Origin of the sequence: Pelagibacterium sp. (assembly GCF_965249125.1) — a bacterium.
In the GTDB taxonomy this organism is placed as follows: domain Bacteria; phylum Pseudomonadota; class Alphaproteobacteria; order Rhizobiales; family Devosiaceae; genus Pelagibacterium.
In genome coordinates, this window is sequence record NZ_OZ252217.1 from 2,595,671 (window position 1) to 2,611,786 (window position 16,116).

At 59.6% G+C, this 16,116-nt stretch carries 15 protein-coding genes; 5 read left to right on the forward strand and 10 right to left on the reverse strand.

Features of this window, described 5'->3' with window-relative positions:
- Positions 1-115 precede the first annotated feature (115 nt).
- From ACP148_RS12705 to ACP148_RS12725, 5 genes are read right to left on the reverse strand one after another with little or no spacing between them, the layout of a single operon-like run.
- A complete protein-coding gene (locus tag ACP148_RS12705; protein WP_421952980.1) occupies positions 116-577 on the reverse strand; it encodes a RidA family protein in 462 nt (153 codons plus the stop codon).
- Entirely contained in the window at positions 574-1,530 is a 957-nt protein-coding gene (locus ACP148_RS12710) for an NAD-dependent epimerase/dehydratase family protein (protein WP_421952981.1), read from the reverse strand. The genes ACP148_RS12705 and ACP148_RS12710 overlap by 4 nt, the downstream gene beginning before the upstream one ends.
- Positions 1,514-2,518 carry an ABC transporter ATP-binding protein gene (locus tag ACP148_RS12715; protein ID WP_421952982.1) on the reverse strand — a complete coding sequence of 335 codons (1,005 nt, stop codon included), beginning with the start codon at positions 2,516-2,518 and terminating at the stop codon, positions 1,514-1,516. The genes ACP148_RS12710 and ACP148_RS12715 overlap by 17 nt, the downstream gene beginning before the upstream one ends.
- Complete coding sequence (locus ACP148_RS12720) at positions 2,515-3,546, reverse strand: ABC transporter ATP-binding protein (RefSeq protein ID WP_421952983.1); 1,032 nt, start codon at positions 3,544-3,546, stop codon at positions 2,515-2,517. The genes ACP148_RS12715 and ACP148_RS12720 overlap by 4 nt, the downstream gene beginning before the upstream one ends.
- A complete protein-coding gene (locus ACP148_RS12725) occupies positions 3,533-4,666 on the reverse strand; it encodes a mandelate racemase/muconate lactonizing enzyme family protein (RefSeq protein ID WP_421952984.1) in 1,134 nt (377 codons plus the stop codon). Before ACP148_RS12725 ends, ACP148_RS12720 begins: the two co-directional genes overlap by 14 nt.
- Positions 4,667-4,808: 142 nt before the next feature.
- On the opposite strand from ACP148_RS12725, the gene ACP148_RS12730 reads away from it, so the two are divergent.
- Complete coding sequence (locus ACP148_RS12730) at positions 4,809-5,684, forward strand: alpha/beta hydrolase (RefSeq protein ID WP_421952985.1); 876 nt, start codon at positions 4,809-4,811, stop codon at positions 5,682-5,684.
- A 29-nt stretch (positions 5,685-5,713) separates the two neighbouring features.
- Complete coding sequence (locus ACP148_RS12735) at positions 5,714-6,352, forward strand: hypothetical protein (protein ID WP_421952986.1); 639 nt, start codon at positions 5,714-5,716, stop codon at positions 6,350-6,352.
- A 348-nt stretch (positions 6,353-6,700) separates the two neighbouring features.
- On the opposite strand, the gene ACP148_RS12740 is transcribed toward ACP148_RS12735, so the two are convergent.
- Entirely contained in the window at positions 6,701-7,888 is a 1,188-nt protein-coding gene (locus ACP148_RS12740; protein ID WP_421952987.1) for a tyrosine-type recombinase/integrase, read from the reverse strand.
- Positions 7,889-8,730: 842 nt separating this feature from the next.
- Between ACP148_RS12740 and ACP148_RS12745 the strand changes: the two genes are divergently transcribed.
- Positions 8,731-9,210, forward strand: a complete 480-nt coding sequence (locus ACP148_RS12745; protein ID WP_309207448.1) for a MarR family winged helix-turn-helix transcriptional regulator — start codon at positions 8,731-8,733, stop codon at positions 9,208-9,210.
- 33 nt (positions 9,211-9,243) lie between these two features.
- On the opposite strand, the gene ACP148_RS12750 is transcribed toward ACP148_RS12745, so the two are convergent.
- From ACP148_RS12750 to ACP148_RS12765, 4 genes are read right to left on the reverse strand one after another with little or no spacing between them, the layout of a single operon-like run.
- Positions 9,244-9,693 (reverse strand): hypothetical protein, encoded by a 450-nt coding sequence (locus tag ACP148_RS12750; protein ID WP_309207449.1) that lies wholly within the window; start codon positions 9,691-9,693, stop codon positions 9,244-9,246.
- 3 nt (positions 9,694-9,696) lie between these two features.
- Positions 9,697-10,689: an ABC transporter substrate-binding protein gene (locus tag ACP148_RS12755; protein WP_220305746.1), complete on the reverse strand. Its 993-nt coding sequence runs from the start codon at positions 10,687-10,689 to the stop codon at positions 9,697-9,699.
- Positions 10,690-10,706: 17 nt separating this feature from the next.
- Positions 10,707-11,903 carry a Gfo/Idh/MocA family oxidoreductase gene (locus ACP148_RS12760; RefSeq protein WP_332715706.1) on the reverse strand — a complete coding sequence of 399 codons (1,197 nt, stop codon included), beginning with the start codon at positions 11,901-11,903 and terminating at the stop codon, positions 10,707-10,709.
- Positions 11,887-12,834, reverse strand: coding sequence for a PDR/VanB family oxidoreductase (locus tag ACP148_RS12765; protein WP_332715709.1), 948 nt, complete (start codon positions 12,832-12,834; stop codon positions 11,887-11,889). The genes ACP148_RS12760 and ACP148_RS12765 overlap by 17 nt, the downstream gene beginning before the upstream one ends.
- A 191-nt stretch (positions 12,835-13,025) precedes the next feature.
- Here ACP148_RS12765 and ACP148_RS12770 point away from each other — a divergent pair, with 191 nt between their 5' ends.
- Both ACP148_RS12770 and ACP148_RS12775 read left to right on the forward strand, forming a co-directional pair.
- The gene (locus tag ACP148_RS12770) at positions 13,026-14,240 is read left to right on the forward strand and encodes a Rieske 2Fe-2S domain-containing protein (RefSeq protein WP_421952989.1); all 1,215 of its coding nucleotides are present in this window, start codon (positions 13,026-13,028) and stop codon (positions 14,238-14,240) included.
- Positions 14,241-15,118: 878 nt separating this feature from the next.
- The gene (locus ACP148_RS12775; RefSeq protein WP_220305749.1) at positions 15,119-16,114 is read left to right on the forward strand and encodes a TAXI family TRAP transporter solute-binding subunit; all 996 of its coding nucleotides are present in this window, start codon (positions 15,119-15,121) and stop codon (positions 16,112-16,114) included.
- Positions 16,115-16,116: the final 2 nt, after the last annotated feature.

A 16,116-nucleotide genomic window follows, 5' to 3' on the forward strand; every position in this document is an offset into this window, starting at 1 on the left:
GAATGCTGTTTGCATTCATGAAATTCATTGTTACTCCCCTTGCGGATTAATGTTCCCTGGCAATCGCGGCCAGATGGTCGCGACTACATGCGTGCACGCCTTGCCGGCGCTTTAGTCAGTCGCGATATGCGACTGTCATTTCGATCTCGACCGCGGCATTGCGGGGAAGTTCGGCTGCGCCGATTGCTGCCCTCGCGTGCCGTCCGGCCTCGCCGAAGATTTCTGCCAATAGGTCCGATGCGGCATCGAGCACCTTGGGCTGGGCGTTGAAGCCCGGCGCAGAGGCCACGAAGCCATTGACCTTGATGATCTGTTCGATGCGATCGAGCGACCCCAGTGCCTGACGCAGGCAGGCGAGCCCCTGAAGGATGCAGATGCGGGCTTCGCCCCGAGCGGTCTCCAGATCGACCTCTGCGCCAACCTTGCCGAAAACGCGCACTTCGCCGTCTACCTTGGGCATCTGGCCACTGACATAGGCGATGCCACGGTGCAGGATCACCGGTACGTAGTTGAAGGAGGGCGAGGCAGCGTCGGGCAGCTCGATCCCCAATTCCTTGAGGCGTGCGTCGATGCTCATGATTTGGCTCCACCAATTTGGGACTGCAGCAGTCCATCGAGGTCGTATTTGGGGGTGAAGGCGAACCGCTGGCGGAACCGCGCATCATCCATCAGTGGGAAGGTGTTGGCCGGGGGCACGACTTCCTGATCGACCACATAGCCGGGTACAAGCTTGGCGGCTGCGGCCGCGATTTCGCTGAGGCGGGCGGTGAAGCCATTGATGTGATAGATCGCGTCCAGCGGCTCGTTGGTGCCCAGCGCCTCGACAATGGCGCGTGCCACGTCGCTGACATGCATCAGGTCGATCCGCATGTCGTGGAATTTCACCTGATGTCGTACGCCAGATGCAGCGTTGGAAATGACACCGGAAATGGCGCTGGCAGCGCCCTGGTACCAGAGGCCAGGACCAAGCACGATGGGCAGGCGGATGGAGCTGGCATCCATACCATGCCGGTCGCGATAGTATTGAATGAGGTCTTCGGAGAGCACCTTGGTCAGGCCATAGATGGTCCGAGGGCGCTTGATGGCATCCTCGTTGACGCGCTTGGCTTCATAGGTGTGGGCCGGGCCGAAGACGACACTCGATCCCGTGGTGATGACGCGGCGGACACCGGTTGACTGCGCGGCTTCGAGCACATGACGCAGCCCATCGACATTGATGGCCATGGCGCGATCGGCATCGGCCTCACCGCCCTGCATCAGACCCTTGCCACCTTCACCAAAGGCGGCCGTGGTGACGATTGCCGTAGCACCGCTTGCCTTGATGGCTTCAACGATTGCCGCGCGATCTTCGACAGAGCCAATGGTATCGCCAAAGCTGCCGCCAATGTCGGCCAGGAGATCGTTCGTCATCTGTGGCCCGAAGACATGCGCAGGAATATTGCGCGCAACCAAGGCACGGACGATGTGCGAACCGACGAAACCGCGCCCGCCGATAACCAGCACGCGGAGCGCTTCAGAGTGTGATGTCATCACGAATACAAGCCTTGTAGTGACCCGGGCTTACTTCGCGCAGGGTCGGGACAGTCTGGGCACATTCAGCGGTGGCGAATGGACACCGCGTGCGGAACACGCAGCCTGAGGGCGGCGCAATCGGGCTCGGAATTTCTCCGCCAAGGATCTGGCGGCTTTCGCCCGTATAGCCGGGGGCAGCCTGCAACAGCGCGGCGGTATAGGGGTGCGCCGGGTTGTCATAGAGGTCTTCAGTACGGGCAACTTCCATCACCCGGCCGAGATAGAGCACCATCACCCGGTCTGTAATGACCTCAACCACCGACAAGTCGTGGCTGATAAACAGCAGCGCCAAACCAAGCTCCTGCTGCAGATTTTGCATCAGGTTGAGCACTTCGGCCTGGATCGACACGTCGAGCGCAGAAACCGGTTCGTCCGCAACGATGAAGCGCGGGGAGGGGGCGAGAGCGCGCGCAATGGCGATGCGCTGGCGCTGACCACCCGAGAAGGCACGCGGATAGCGCTTGGCATGGTCTGCCGAGAGCCCAACCTTTTCGAGCAGGGCAATCGCCTGTTCCTCTGCCTCACGGCCACTGAGCTGACGATGGAGCTTCAGCGGCTCCATAAGCGCATCGCCCACTGTCATGCGGGAATTGAGGCTAGCAAATGGATCCTGGAAGATCATCTGCATATGGCGGCGGAATTTGCGCAGCTCCGCAGGGTTGAGCTCGCCCAGATCCTGCCCGTCGAAGATGACCTTGCCAGCCGTTGGCTCGACCAGTCGCAGCATCAAACGGCCGACAGTGGATTTGCCGGAACCGGACTCGCCCACGACGCCGAGCACTTCGCCCGGGGCGACGGTGAGATCGACATCCTGCACCGCGCGAACGGCCTGCGCTGGCTTGCCCCAGCCGCTACCGCGAACGGGGAAGTGCTTGCTCAGGCCTTTGACAGAGACGAGTGGCTGCTTGTCGTCAGCCGGTGCGCTGGAATCTTGTGCGGGGATCAAAGTGCAATCTCCTGCCAGCGGATACAGCGGGTCACGTGCTTGCCCTCGACGACTGCCAGTTCAGGTTCGACTGCAGCGCAGTTCGGCTGGGCGTGGGCGCAGCGGGCATGGAAGCGGCAACCGGCGGGCGGCGACAGAGGGTTGGGCATGGTGCCAGGAATGGGCTTGAGCGAGCGGCGATTGCCATCGCCATCGCGGCGTGAGGGAATGCAATCGAGCAGGGCGCGCGTATAGGGATGGCGCGGATTGGAAAGGACCTCGTCAACCGGGCCTTCCTCAACTACCTGGCTCGCATACATGACGGCCACGCGGTCCGCGATCTGCTTGACGAGCTTGAGATCGTGCGTGACGAAAATCATCGCCATGCGACGCTCTTGCTGCAGCTTGCGCAAGAGATCGATGATCTGGGCCTGAATGGTGACGTCGAGCGCCGTGGTGGGCTCGTCGGCGATGAGCAGGCGCGGGTCGCAGGCCAGGGCCACCGCAATCATGATGCGCTGGCGCATGCCGCCGGACAATTCGTGCGGATAGGCGTCGATACGCTTTTCCGGCCCGGAAATGCCGACCTGGCGGAGCAATTCGATCGCCTGAAGTCGGGCCTCGCGCGTGCCCAGTCCCTTGTGGACCCGCAGCGGCTCGGCAACCTGATCACCGACCGTAAAGACCGGATTGAGGCTCGACATCGGATCCTGAAAGATCATTGCAATGTCGTGACCGCGAATACGGCTCATGGCCTTTTCGCTGAGTGCGAGGAGGTCTGTGTCCTGATCGTTGCGATCGCGGAAATGGATGGAGCCGCCAACCACCTTTGCCGTCGTGCGCCCGAGAAGGCGCATGACGGTCAAGCCAGTCACCGACTTGCCTGAGCCGGACTCGCCCACGATGGCAAGAGTTTCACCCTCGTTCACGCTTAGTGTCACGCCGTTGACAGCCCTGATGACACCGGTATCGGTGAAGAAGTGGGTCTTGAGGTCCGTTACGCTCAGAACGGGCTTGGCGGATGGTGCGATTGTATCAGGCTGCAGCATATCGGAGCAGCGCCTCCTCATCGACTTCAATGCCAAGGCCGGGGCCCTGCGGAACAGCAATGCGGCCATCCTTGACCACAATTGGTTCCTTCAGCAGCTCAGTACGAAGCGGATTAGCGCCGAGGTCATATTCAAGAAGCGTCGGCTTGGGGATGTTGTCGGAATGCGGGAAGGTCGACATGGACGCGATGAAGTGGATGCCGGCCGCCAGACCAATCGCGCCGCCCCAGACGTGGGGCGAAAGGCGCAAATGGTTGGCATAGGCCAATTCGGCAATCTTGCGCCCCTGCCAGAAACCGCCGCAAAGGCTGAGATCTGGCTGCAGCACGTCGACCCCGCCGACATCGACGAGATTTTTGAAGTCGAAGACCGTGTAGAGCGCCTCGCCCGTAGCGATCGGCATGCGCGCGCGCTTGTGGAGACGCCCGTAGCCCTGGAAGTCTGCCGGATTGAGCGGCTCTTCCATCCAGCCGATGCGATAGGGCGCCAGACGCTCCATGCTCTCCATGGCGACGTCGTAGGTGTAGTTGGAATTGATATCGACCAGCAGCTCGACATCGTTGCCCAGCACTTCGCGGGCAATGGCAACGCGTTCTTCGTCGCTTTCGGGGCTGAGGCCGATCTTGATCTTGACGGCGGGGTAGTTGCCCTCGGCCAGAAGATCGATCTGGTCGCGGTAGTCTTCGCACGGGGTTTCGGTGAGATAGCCGCCTGAAGCATAAATGGGAACGCTATCGAGGCGCTGGCCGCCGAGCAGCTTGCAGACGGGCAGTCCCAGAACTTTGCCGATGGCGTCCTTGGCGGCCATGTCGATGCCACTGATGCAGGCCATCATCGGACCCTGGACACCGAAGTGATAGTGGCGCGCGAGGATACGGGTATAGGCGTGTTCGATATCGAAGACGTCGAGGCCAACGAGGTAGTTGGCGAGGAATGCCTCATAGCCGCGGTTGAAAGCGGGCTGCCCCCAGGCTTCGCCATGGCCGATCGTGCCATCTTCCAGTGTCAGCTTGACCACCGTCGACGCGCGTCCGGTCGCCAGTGACTTCGACATTCCGTACGGCTTGGCGGCTCCCAGAGGTGCACTCAAAGCGACGAACTGGATGGCGGTTATCTTCAAGGCAAACCCTCGCGGCCAAATGTGATCAATTCCGGATCATATCTGAACCATTTTTCACCAGATGCGCAAGAGGCCTCTTTAAAATGCAGTTGATTGGGCGCTATTGTGCCGACCAATTCGCGTCGACCACCACAGGACTGTTATGACCAACGCCGCAAAAATCTGGGAAGGCCTTTCGCCCGAAGAGCACGAGCGCCAGTACAATCCACAGAATGCCTGCCCCAATTTCAACGAGTATCGCGCCCTTCGGGAGCCGGCGAATGAGCAAGCGCTCAAGGAGCTGACACGGCACGCCGACATCGCCTATGGCGACCACAAGTTGCGCACGCTCGATATCTACCCGGGTCAGGGCGAGGGCGCGCGCCCCGTCCAAATTTATCTCCATGGTGGCTATTGGCGCGCGCAGGACAAGGTCAATTATGCCTTTATCGCAGGAATGTTGGTGCGGCATGGCATCACAGCCGTGGTCATAAATTACGAGCTGTGCCCCGACTCAACTCTCGATGAGGTCACAGATTCTGCGCTTGCCGGTGTCGAGTGGGTTTGCCGGAACATTGCCCAGTATGGCGGTGATCCGACGGCCATCAGCCTGTCCGGCCACTCTGCCGGCGCGCATCTGGTGGCAGAGGTTCTGGCGACAGATTGGGCGGCCCGTGGCATTGATCCATCATGCTTTGTGGGCGCTGTCATGGTCAGCGGAATCTATGATGCGGCACCGGCCGCGCTGACCACCGTCAACGCCCAGCTCAACCTGACTCCAGAGATCATTGCCAACCGCAATGTGGAAACGCGCGAGCCGCTCGTTCACTGTCCCGCGGCCGTGATGGTTGGGGGTGATGAGCCCTGGCAGTGGATAGACCAAAGCTTCCGCTATTCGCATCACCTGCATCGTCACGGCAATCAGCCGGAAGTGCACGTTCTGCCCAATTACAACCATTTCAATATTCTGCTGCCCTTCATGCAGCCAGAAAGTCCTATTGGCGGCGCCATGCTGCGGCTGGCCCAGCCGCGCCGTTAGTTTTTCTTCATTTTTCAAGGATCAATAGAATGACCCAGCTCGAACTGAACCAGTATCGCCTCAGCGTTTACGACCTGACTGCATCGGATAAGCCAACCACCATTGGTGTGACCGGCGTTGCATTTGTCTATGTCGCCTCGGGCGTTGCAAATATCGACGGTACTGTTGTCGAGGCCGACAACGGACACTTCGTCGAGGCACCCTTCACCCTTTCGGGCTCTGGTGTCGCCTGGCTCTATGAATTCGCTCCGATTACGCAGCCCGTACTGGAAGGCGAGGGGATCAGCCTCGTCATTTCTCGCAGACTTCCACACTACTATTCGGGCGACCGAATTCTCCGCGCCGACCGGGTGGAGTCCAATCCGGGTGCCCAGACACCACTGCATGGCCATCGCGGCCCCGGCGTCCGTCGCCTCGTCAAGGGCCGCCTGCATGCCTATATCGGGGAAGACAGCGAGCGTATCGACCCCGGCCACGCCTGGTTCGAAACCGGCAAGGACTGGGTCATCGGCAAGAACATCCACGACAGCGCCAGCGCTTTTGTCCGCGTGATGATTCTTCCCGCCGAACTCTCTGGCGGTATCTCGTCCTTTATCCCGGCAACCGAGGCAGACGCCAGTAAGCCGCGTTCGGTGAGCTACCGTCTCTTCGGCGAACGCCGTGGCTGATCGTAATTGCGGCTAGCTCCATACGGATATCTTTTTATTGCTCGCTGTTGGCGCTCACTTCTCTGTACATAGCGCAGCCGGTGCAGAGGGGGTCAAGGGCTATGGAGGAGGTTGGCCAGTGAATGGAAGGCTCCACCGCGTCCCATCGAATCGTAGTCTTTCACGTGAGCTCTTGCCGAACCTGCCGCGCGGTAATCAATCGTTCAAAACCGTTAGATGACATGAAGAAGCATGACCGCTTTTGGTGGCCTTGCTCGTACACCTGAATGGCCGCAATGGGGCGCGAAGCTGCTACTCCGGCGACAGCCGCGGCTTCTATAAGAACCCACTTCTGCACTCCCTGTCGCCCTATCGGTCCCGCAGCTTGTCAAGGAGATCCGCCCAATCCTGCATCATATGCCGACGTTCATCCCAGTAGAGGGCACGGTTATAGGCTCGGCGCACCTTGTTGGGCTCGATGTGCGCCAGCTGACTTTCGATCACGTCGACGCGGTAGCCCTTTTCATTGAGTACAGTGCTGGCCATGGCACGAAACCCATGCGCGGTCATTTCGTCCTTGGTAAAACCCATACGCCGCAATGCCGAGTTCATCGCATTCTCGGAAAGAGGTCGGTGCGCCGAACGGATGGAGGGAAATATGAGCTTGCCACGCCCACTGACTCGCCGGACTCCATTGAGAAGCACTGCTGCCTGATTGGATAGTGGCACATCATGGGGTCGCCGCATCTTCATCCGCTCTGCAGGAATGCGCCATACGGCGTCCTCCAGATCGATCTCATCCCAGGTCGCGAGGCGCACTTCACCGGGGCGGGCAAAGGTGAGCGCATTGAACCTTAGTGCTGCGGCCACTGTGACCCACCCATCATAATCGTCGATGGCAGCCATCAAGGCACCAATCTTTCCCGGATCGGTAATCGCCGCACGCGGGGTCACCTTGGGCGGCAGCAAGCTGCTCCGCAGTGCGTAGGTCGGGTCGTATTCTACCCGGAGCGTCGAAATGGCGTGCCGAAAGACCGAGCCAATGAATGTTCTCACGCTATGGGCGGTCTCGCGGCGTCCGCTCGCCTCGATCGTCTGCAGAACCTCAAGGACGTCACCCGAGGTAATATCGCTTATCGGCATGTTCTGGACCTGCGATGGCACCAGACTCTTCATCCAGCGGTTCTTCTCAAGCGTTGCCGGTGCGCGGCCCTTGTCCTCCAGTCGCGCAATATATTCGTCGGCGAGCACAGCAAAGGTATTGCGCTGCTCCAGCTCCCGCTTCTGATGGACCTTTCGTTTGTGGGTTGCGGGATCAACGCCGTCCGCAAGCAGCTTTCGCGCGTCTTCCAGCTTCGCGCGAGCATCAGCAAGACCGACGTACGGGTAGGCCCCAATGGAAAGCGTCTTGCGCTTACCATCGTGTCGGTAGTCATACCGCCAACGCCTTGCACCTGCTTTCGATACGTAAAGATAAAGACCGTTTGCATCCGCCAGCTTGTAAGGCTTTGCACTTGGCTTGGCTTTACGCACTGCAAGATCCGATAGTGGCACCATACCCTCCGTGACGGTATCGAGAAAACCGCATAACCAACGATACCGACACCTATACCGTCAAACTGCTGTTATTGAGGGTTACCGCCTGCGACGACCAGTCCGCCATCTCTGGCTGAAACCCCCATGTTTTCAGGATATACGCTACAGCGGGCTACGGTCAGTGACAAGGAGTCTGGGGTGATTGGAGCGGGTGAAGGGAATCGAACCCTCGTCGTAAGCTTGGAAAATAAACAGTATGATACGTTTTCCACAACCTACGTGTAACACAATATTCCGCATTTTGTATCACAAAAGCTATTCGTCAAATTGGGATGAGGACCATTGTAGGGTGCGTTCCAGATGACGTTGCCCCCATCTTTTATCCAGCGTGACGTAGACTCCGGGGGTTGTTTTGGCCCTGCTGAACCTGGTGGAAGACGGGGGCTGGCGTGGAGCTGGCCATTGAGCGCAGCGCCAGGTCCCGTCGTGGGGTAAAGGTGGTTGCGTATTCGGTTGGGGTGAGCCAGCCGAGCCGCGAGTGTCCAACCCGGCCGGTTACCGATAATCTGTTCTTCGCTAAACCTGTTGCGCTTCATCTCTGGTCCTTTTCGATGGGCCAGAGTCTATTTCAAACTGGATTAGGTCCGTGGGGCAACGTCACACTCTATGCCTAGGGCGATAACCTACCAGTAAGAGATATTTATTAACGTCACTCGAACTGGAGCAACGAATCAAAAGCTAGATTACGCGTTGTGGGCTCGAATATAGCTCATGAATGCGGAAGCCGAGCCACTCCAACCACTTTTCAGAGTGGAACTCCGAGGGACAAAGGCTCGACTGATGAGCAGAAAGACCAGAACGCTGTGGCTGGCAAAGCACCTCAAAACATCAAATTGCCTTTCGAGCAAAGTGTCGGCTACCAAGCTCGCCTTACTCATCGGCTTATACAGCGGCTCCTCCACCAGAAGATTGCGCCGTATGGGGTAACACCCGGCATGTGGTATTTTCTACGCGCCTTGTGGCACAAGGACGGGCAAACTCAGCGAGAATTGTCCCTTTTGGTCGGCACTATGGAGCCGACGACATTGAGCGCAATCAGAACGATGGAAGCTTCTGGATTAGTTCAGAGAAAGCGAAACGACGAGGACCGACGAAAAATAAATGTCTTTTTGACCGGTCGCGGACGCGAGTTGGAAAATATCCTTATGCCACTTGCGAAGGAGGTCGTAGATGCATCTGTTGAAGGTTTCTCCATCAATGAACGTGGTCTCTTGCTTCAATATTTGAAATCAATTCAAAATAATATTTTGAAGCACCTCGACGAAGACGTCCATCTGGGTTAACATCCCACTCTTGGCCTCCACCGCTCCCGAAGCTTACGGCGGACTGATTGTCCTCACAAATTCCTCGATCGACATGACCTCACGCGGGGGTATATCCTCGATTTCAGGCCCAGGATCGACGTCGTAGCTGAGCGTATCGCCATCCCAGAACCACCAATAGGCCACGTTCTCCCGCTTGCCCTCATGTTTGTCGAGTATCGACATCTTGAACTTGGGGAAAGCCTTCAGCGCGTCCGGTACGGGAGCGTTGCCCATCAGGCGCGCAGAAACGGATCCCATGTCGACGGCTGCGGCCAAGGGGATCATGGCGATAAAGCGCGTATCGAGCCTGGCAAGGGTGGCCGCATCCGCGCCCTGTTCGTATGGTCCGGCAAGAGCCCGCACCACCTCGGGGTAGGAGGGATGATTGTGGGTAACCTGGACATAGGCATGTCCACGCGGTGTTTCGACTTCGACTATGTCGCCTGGCACAAATTTCGTCATGGTTCAGAGACTGAAGCTTTCTAGGGTCGCAGGGTGAAAGAGCTCGTTCACATCGACCTTTCGGGGAGAGAGCCCCTGCTCATAGTGATAGCCGAGAAACGTCTCGAGGACCTTTCTGTTCTGATCGACGCCGTAGGACCATATATCGTTGCCCATCAGGTTGCGAGCGCGACGAAGATTGTCTTCGACGAACGGCATGGTGACCTTCGTTGCAGAAGTATCCGCCAGCGCAGCATCCGACATCGCCTTCGAGCGGGTGAAAGCCTTCAGCAGTGCTCCCGGCAGCCACGGATGCTCGTCTGCCAGACGGCGCCGCACACCCAGAACGTGCATGATGGGGAAGATGGCGGTGCGCCTGAAATAGTCCTCGGCCGCGCCGATCGAGTCGGTGAACAGGCGCCCCACATGCGGGTGTTCCTCGTCGTAGCACAGAGGCGCGCGCGGCCCTATGAACCCGTCTATCTCGCCAGCGGCAAGCATGGCGTTCAGCGTGGCGCCCTGAGGGGCTTCCTCGACCTTCACGTTCGGCGGCAGGTCGACCTTGATCTTTTCGGGACGCCCCGCCGTATTCATGCCGCCGCGGACCCAGACGATGTCCTCGGCGCCGAGGCCGTACTCGTCCTTGAGAATTCCACGCACCCAGACATTGGCCGATAGCTGGTATTCCGCGATTCCGATACGGCGTCCGCGAAGGTCCGCCGGCGTGGAAATGCCCTTGTCGGTGCGGATGTATATGGACGTGTGGCGGAACGCACGCGAGAGGAATATGGGAACCGCAACATAATGGGGCTCTCCGCGCGCGACCGAGATCGAATAGGAAGAGAGCGAAAGCTCGCTGATGTCGAACGCCTGGTGCCGGAATGCCCTGAAGAACATCTCCTCGGGCGAAAGCAGCATGCAGACCGGATCGACCCCGTCGATCTTCACCCGGCCGTCATAGATCGGCCGGGTCCGGTCGTAATCACCCATGGCAAGCGATAGATTGAGATTGCTCATTTATTCTCCCCTCATTGTTATACGGGCACCTGCTCGACGAGGTCGACGAAAGTCCCTGTCTCTGCGGAACGGATGATGGCGTGGCAAGCTTCAAGGCTCGCCAGACCCCATCTGGCGGACTGTACGGCCGGATGTCCGTGCCGGACGGTCTGGACCAGCGCATCGATGACTTCGGTGCGCGCTGTCTCGAACGTCGGCGCGGGCACGAATTTCTGTTCAAAGTCGCCATAAACGTGCAATCCAGAGGGAACCAGGCGAATGTCCCCGCGATCGCACAGCACAACGATCGGTCCGAAATGTTCATACTGGTCCGCCGGCTTGGGTGCGTCGCCGGCACCGTATGTACGGGTCGTCTTGAGCGCAGCTTCCTGCTGCGCATCGAGCACCGTCGCCAGCGTCCTGCGCGCCGCGCCATAGCCCTGGGGCGATTTCCGTTGCCCGAGCTCTCCGATCCCGTCCATCCAGATGTCGCTGTCGAAATGCGCGTAACCCGAATATGTGAAGGTCGCGAAGCACCCGTTTTGAAAGCTCATCAAAGCGCTGTATGCGCCTTCGGTGGGACGATCGGGGTCCCAGGCGCCGGTCATCGCCGCCAGCCGGGTCCCCACGCCTCCGGCGAGGAACCTCACGACATCGATCTGGTGCACGCCCTGGCTGAAAATGACACCCCCGCCCTCGTTCGTGCGCAATTCTTCCGGCCGCCGGGGCCGATAGAGAAAATCGGTGTAGTTGAAGGCCTGAATCATGCGAACCCGGCCAAGCTCGCCGCTGCGAATCAGATCCCCTGCCTGTTGCACGGGGCGATCGAAGCTGTGGCTGGGGCCGACGATCACATCGACGCCCGCTTTCTCCGCCGCCTCGACGATGCGCCGTCCATCCGCCATTTCCACGGCCAAGGGCTTGTCGAGCAAGATATGTTTGCCGGCCGCGGCGGCGGCTACCGCGTGGTCGGCATGCATCTGGTGCGGCGTGGCGATGTACACCGCTTCCACCTCGGGATCGGCGCAGAGTCCCTCCACATTCTCGTAGACGCGGCCGCCGAATTCCGCCTGAAAAGCACGCCGCGAGGCTTCCCGCGGCGCACAGGCGGCCACGAGGCGGACACGGGAATCCGAGCGGAAGGCGGGCAGCATGAGCATGAACGCCCGCCCCAGCCCTATAACGCCCAATCGGACGGGATTCGAAATTGCTCGGGAATCAGAGGTCAACGACAAGATTCCCGCTCTTTGCCCGGGACACGCAGATCATGATTGTGTTGTCCTTCTCCTCATCCATGAGCACCATGTCGCGATGGTCCACATCGCCGGCAAGAAGCCGGGTCTTGCATGAGCCGCAGGTTCCGCTTTCGCAGGAGCTGACGGTCCGCACACCGGCGTCGCGTACGGCCTCGAGTATGGAACGATCGGCAGGAACGTGCACCGTCTTGCCCGACTTGGCCAATTCCACATCGAAAGCCACGTCGTCGGGGCGGACGATGTCGACGGGTTTGAAATCCTCGAAATGGACACGTCCCTCGGGCCAATGGCCCGAAATCGCCTTGATCTCCTCCATGAGCGGCTTCGGCCCGCAGCAATAGACATGCGTCGGCTGGGGCGTCTCGAAATGATCCCAGAAATCGTAGATTCGCTCGAGATCGCCCTCGTCGTGATGGACGATCATCCGGTCGCCGAAGGCGTCGCGCATTTCGGCCAGATAGGCGGCATCCTGCGGGCTGCGGCTCACATAGATTATCCGGAACGGCTTGTCCTGCTCCTTGAGACGCTTGGCCATTGCATAGATCGGCGTAACGCCGATGCCGCCAGCGATCAGGAGATAGTCGGGCGCGGGACCGAGAGAAAACTCGTTCTCGGGAGGAGCGACCCGGAGCTTGTTCCCTTCAGCGACCTCATCATGCATCGATTGGGAGCCTCCGCGCGATTCCGGCTCCCGTTTGACCGCGATCGTATAGGTGTTCGCCTCGCCGCCGACGAGCGAATAGCGGCGCATCGCCCCCGAAGGGGTTTCCACGGTTATGTGGGCGCCCGGGCCGTACTCGGGCAAGCTGCCCCCCTCCTCCGGCTTGAGCACGAACTCCACGATACTCGGCGTCAATTCGCGGCGCGAACTCACGGTCATCGTGATAAGATCGTCGTCGGTTATGATCACGGGAAAACCATCCAGCTTGCTTTTTCCATTCACTTAGCTACCTAACTAATTTCTGTCAATGCCTAGACTTCGCAATTGAGATGCACTAAACTCTTAGCTTCCTAACTTAATGAGGGATGGAGACGATGCTTACTTCCGAAGAAAACGATCTTTTGTGTCGGGTATCGAACAACGCCCCGATGGGACGCCTGATGCGCCAGCACTGGACACCGGTCTGCCTTATCGAGGAGGTCGCCGAGCCGGATGGCACCCCGTTGCTGGTCGAGGCACTCGGGGAGAGGTACGTCGCCTTTCGCGACACCAATGGCCGCGTGGGACTTCTCGATGAGCTGTGTCCGCACCGGCGTGCCTCGCTCGTATTCGGACGCAATGAGGAGTGCGGTTTGCGCTGCCTCTATCACGGCTGGAAAATGGATGTGGACGGCAAGGTCATCGCCATGTCGTCGGAGCCGGAAGGCAGTCCCCTCCTCAACAAGGTGAGCCACCGCGCCTATCCCGTCAAGGAATGGGGCGGATTCGTCTGGGCCTGGTTCGGCGACAAGGAAGATGTTCCTGAATTCGACCCGCCCGCCTTTGCTCCTACCGTGGATACGCCTTTGGCAATCCTGAAGATTCGTGTTCCTGCGAACTGGGCGCAGATTCACGAAGGCCAGATCGACAGCGCGCATTCCTCGAGCCTGCACTCCTCCGATATGGTGCCGGCCAGGGTCGAGGGCGCCGCAGCCGACGACAAGTCGTGGTATCGCCCCTCGACGGACAAGTCGCCGCGCATGCAGACGCAGACGACGAGCTACGGGTTCCACTACGCGGCGATCCGCAAGCCGATCAAGAATGCAGCCACGCATGACTACCTGCGCATCACCGAGTTCATTGCGCCATATTACTCGCTGATTCCGCCCAACAGCTCCTACAATGTCGCCAGCGTCATCGTCCCTGTCGACGACGAGACCACGCATTTCCACTTCATCGCGTGGGGTGGCACGGCATGCCCCACCACCGAGGAGTGGCGCAAGTTCAACCATGCGGAGAAGGGAGTCGATCTGGACGAGAAATGGCGCTCGCGCCGCACGCTGGAGAACAACTTCCTCCAGGATCGCGAGCTGATGAAGCAGGGCAACTTCACCGGCGTTCTGGGCATTCCCAATCAGGACATCGTCATGTGGGTTTCCATGGGGCCGATCGTCGATCGCACCAACGATATCCTCGGGGCATCCGATCTCGCCATCGTCGAGTTCCGTCGTCTGATGGTCGATGCTGCGCGGAAGGTCGCCGAAGGCGGCAAGGCCATCGGCACTGAAGAGCCCCGGCTGCCGCATTCGCGGATCATGTCGCGCGAGGGCGTGTTCCCCAAAACGACTGATTGGCGCACTCTCGTCAATCATAATGAAATGGTCGCGGCCGAATAAGCCGCCCATCCCTGCCTCAAAAAGACCTTTCGGCCCGCGCGGCCGAAAGGTCTGCTGGCATGTCGCAGCCTTGCGATTTGTAACGACATATCTGCAAGCCGGCAGCTCTCCTCCCGCCACGACAGGAACGCAACCGCCCTTCCCGCCACATTTCTCGTTTCCTCGCGCACAGCCCGATGGAAGCGGACCGCTTCCCCTCACAATCCCGGTTCATGCGGAACCCCGGGCCGAAGTTAGGCAAAAGCGAAGGCCGCAGGAGCGAAAGATGGACGAGGCCGATTCTGCCAATCCAGAACAGCTCCATGAAGGCGATCGCCCAGAGTTCCCTTGCCTCGGAATTCGGCCAACGGGTGGCTTGACACATATAACTAAGTAAGCAAACTAATTAAATTGGCGCGAGGGGGGAACGCCGATCTGATCGTCACAGACCACTTCCGGAGGAGGGAAGTTCCATGTTGAATTTCAATTAATCGACAGCGCGGCGCCGGTGGAATGTCTTCACGGGCCTGCTGCTGGCAGCGTCCAGCCTGGTGCCTCTGGCCGCCACCGCCCAGGACCTGATCGAGTTCGATCAATGGCGACCGGGAGGTCGGGGCCTACAATCGCACATGGGTTCCAGGCGAATAATGCGAGACGCCCCCTTCTCTCCTTGTCGGCTCCGGGAGCCGGCAAGGACTGTGTCGAGACCCATGAGTCTTGGCTGCGTTGGCCTTATACACCCCCCCGGGGCGCATCACGGCCGGACCGCGGCGGATTTTGAAACCATCGCGCTTGACTGCTTAGGAAACTAACCATAACGTTGATCCTGCCGGCCGCGGAGCGGAGCTATCCGGCAGCGAGATTTCTGCAAAAGCTCAGATTTCCAATGGGAGGAACAGATGCCATTATCGCGAATTACCCTGACCGGACTATCCCTCGCCTTTATCGTGGCGCCGGTGCTGCCGGCGACTGCGCAGTCGCTCAATCTCACACTCGCGGGCGCCAGCCCCGGAGGACTTTGGACGCTTCTTGGCGCGGGTCTAGATGCCGTCGTGAAGGCAAACGATCCAAACTCGACGATTACCTACCAGACTACCGGCGGCGGATTTGCCAATGCCGCAATGATCAGCGAAGGAAGGGCCGAAATCGGACTTATCCACGACGCCGAGCTTGCTATCGCGGCACAGGGTGGCGAGCCCTTCAGTGCGCCGATCGAAAATCTACGCACGATCGGCTACCTTTACGACTGGGCACCCATGCAGTTCGTCACGACGCGCAGCTTTGCCGAAGAGCATGAAGTCGATTCCGTGGACGATTTTGCTGCCGCGCAGGTTCCGGTGCGTATGACAGTAAACAGAGCCGGCAATATCACCGGCCAGATTGCGTCTGCCATCATGGCGGCGGCGGGCGCCGACGACGAAGCGATCGCCCAATGGGGCGGAGCAGTCGTTCAGGCCGGTTCGTCCGAGCAGGCCGGCCTGCTCCAGAACGGTCGTGTCGATCTCTACGCGAACGGTGTTTTCGTCGGTCACAGCTCCATCCGGGAAATCGAGAACGCACTCGACATCAAACTGCTGAGCATTCCGGCCGATGTCAGGGCGCAGATCGCCGAGGAATTCTCGATCGCCGAGTTCACGATTCCCGCCGATTCCTATGAGAACCAGCCCGAAGCCATCGAGACCCTGGCTCTGGGTGCCGTTCTGATCGCCAGCGCGGAGATGAGCGAGGAAGATGCCTACACGCTGACCAAGGCGCTGATCGACAATCTCGACTCAATACGCTCGGTCCATCCGGCAATGGCCGACCTGGACACCACGCTGCTCACTCGGGAGACCGCAGTGCCGCACCACGATGGCGCCCTGCGGGCATACCAGGAAGCGGGCCTGATCGAATAGTT

Bases quoted from the DNA above. Each gene is read 5' to 3' on its own strand.
- ACP148_RS12705 (WP_421952980.1), bottom strand. From the start codon at position 577: ATGAGCATCGACGCACGCCTCAAGGAATTGGGGATCGAGCTGCCCGAC.
- ACP148_RS12775 (WP_220305749.1), top strand. From the start codon at position 15,119: ATGCCATTATCGCGAATTACCCTGACCGGACTATCCCTCGCCTTTATC.
- ACP148_RS12735 (WP_421952986.1), top strand. From the start codon at position 5,714: ATGACCCAGCTCGAACTGAACCAGTATCGCCTCAGCGTTTACGACCTG.
- ACP148_RS12750 (WP_309207449.1), bottom strand. From the start codon at position 9,693: ATGACGAAATTTGTGCCAGGCGACATAGTCGAAGTCGAAACACCGCGT.
- ACP148_RS12730 (WP_421952985.1), top strand. From the start codon at position 4,809: ATGACCAACGCCGCAAAAATCTGGGAAGGCCTTTCGCCCGAAGAGCAC.
- ACP148_RS12770 (WP_421952989.1), top strand. From the start codon at position 13,026: ATGCGCCAGCACTGGACACCGGTCTGCCTTATCGAGGAGGTCGCCGAG.
- ACP148_RS12755 (WP_220305746.1), bottom strand. From the start codon at position 10,689: ATGAGCAATCTCAATCTATCGCTTGCCATGGGTGATTACGACCGGACC.
- ACP148_RS12710 (WP_421952981.1), bottom strand. From the start codon at position 1,530: ATGACATCACACTCTGAAGCGCTCCGCGTGCTGGTTATCGGCGGGCGC.
- ACP148_RS12740 (WP_421952987.1), bottom strand. From the start codon at position 7,888: ATGGTGCCACTATCGGATCTTGCAGTGCGTAAAGCCAAGCCAAGTGCA.
- ACP148_RS12720 (WP_421952983.1), bottom strand. From the start codon at position 3,546: ATGCTGCAGCCTGATACAATCGCACCATCCGCCAAGCCCGTTCTGAGC.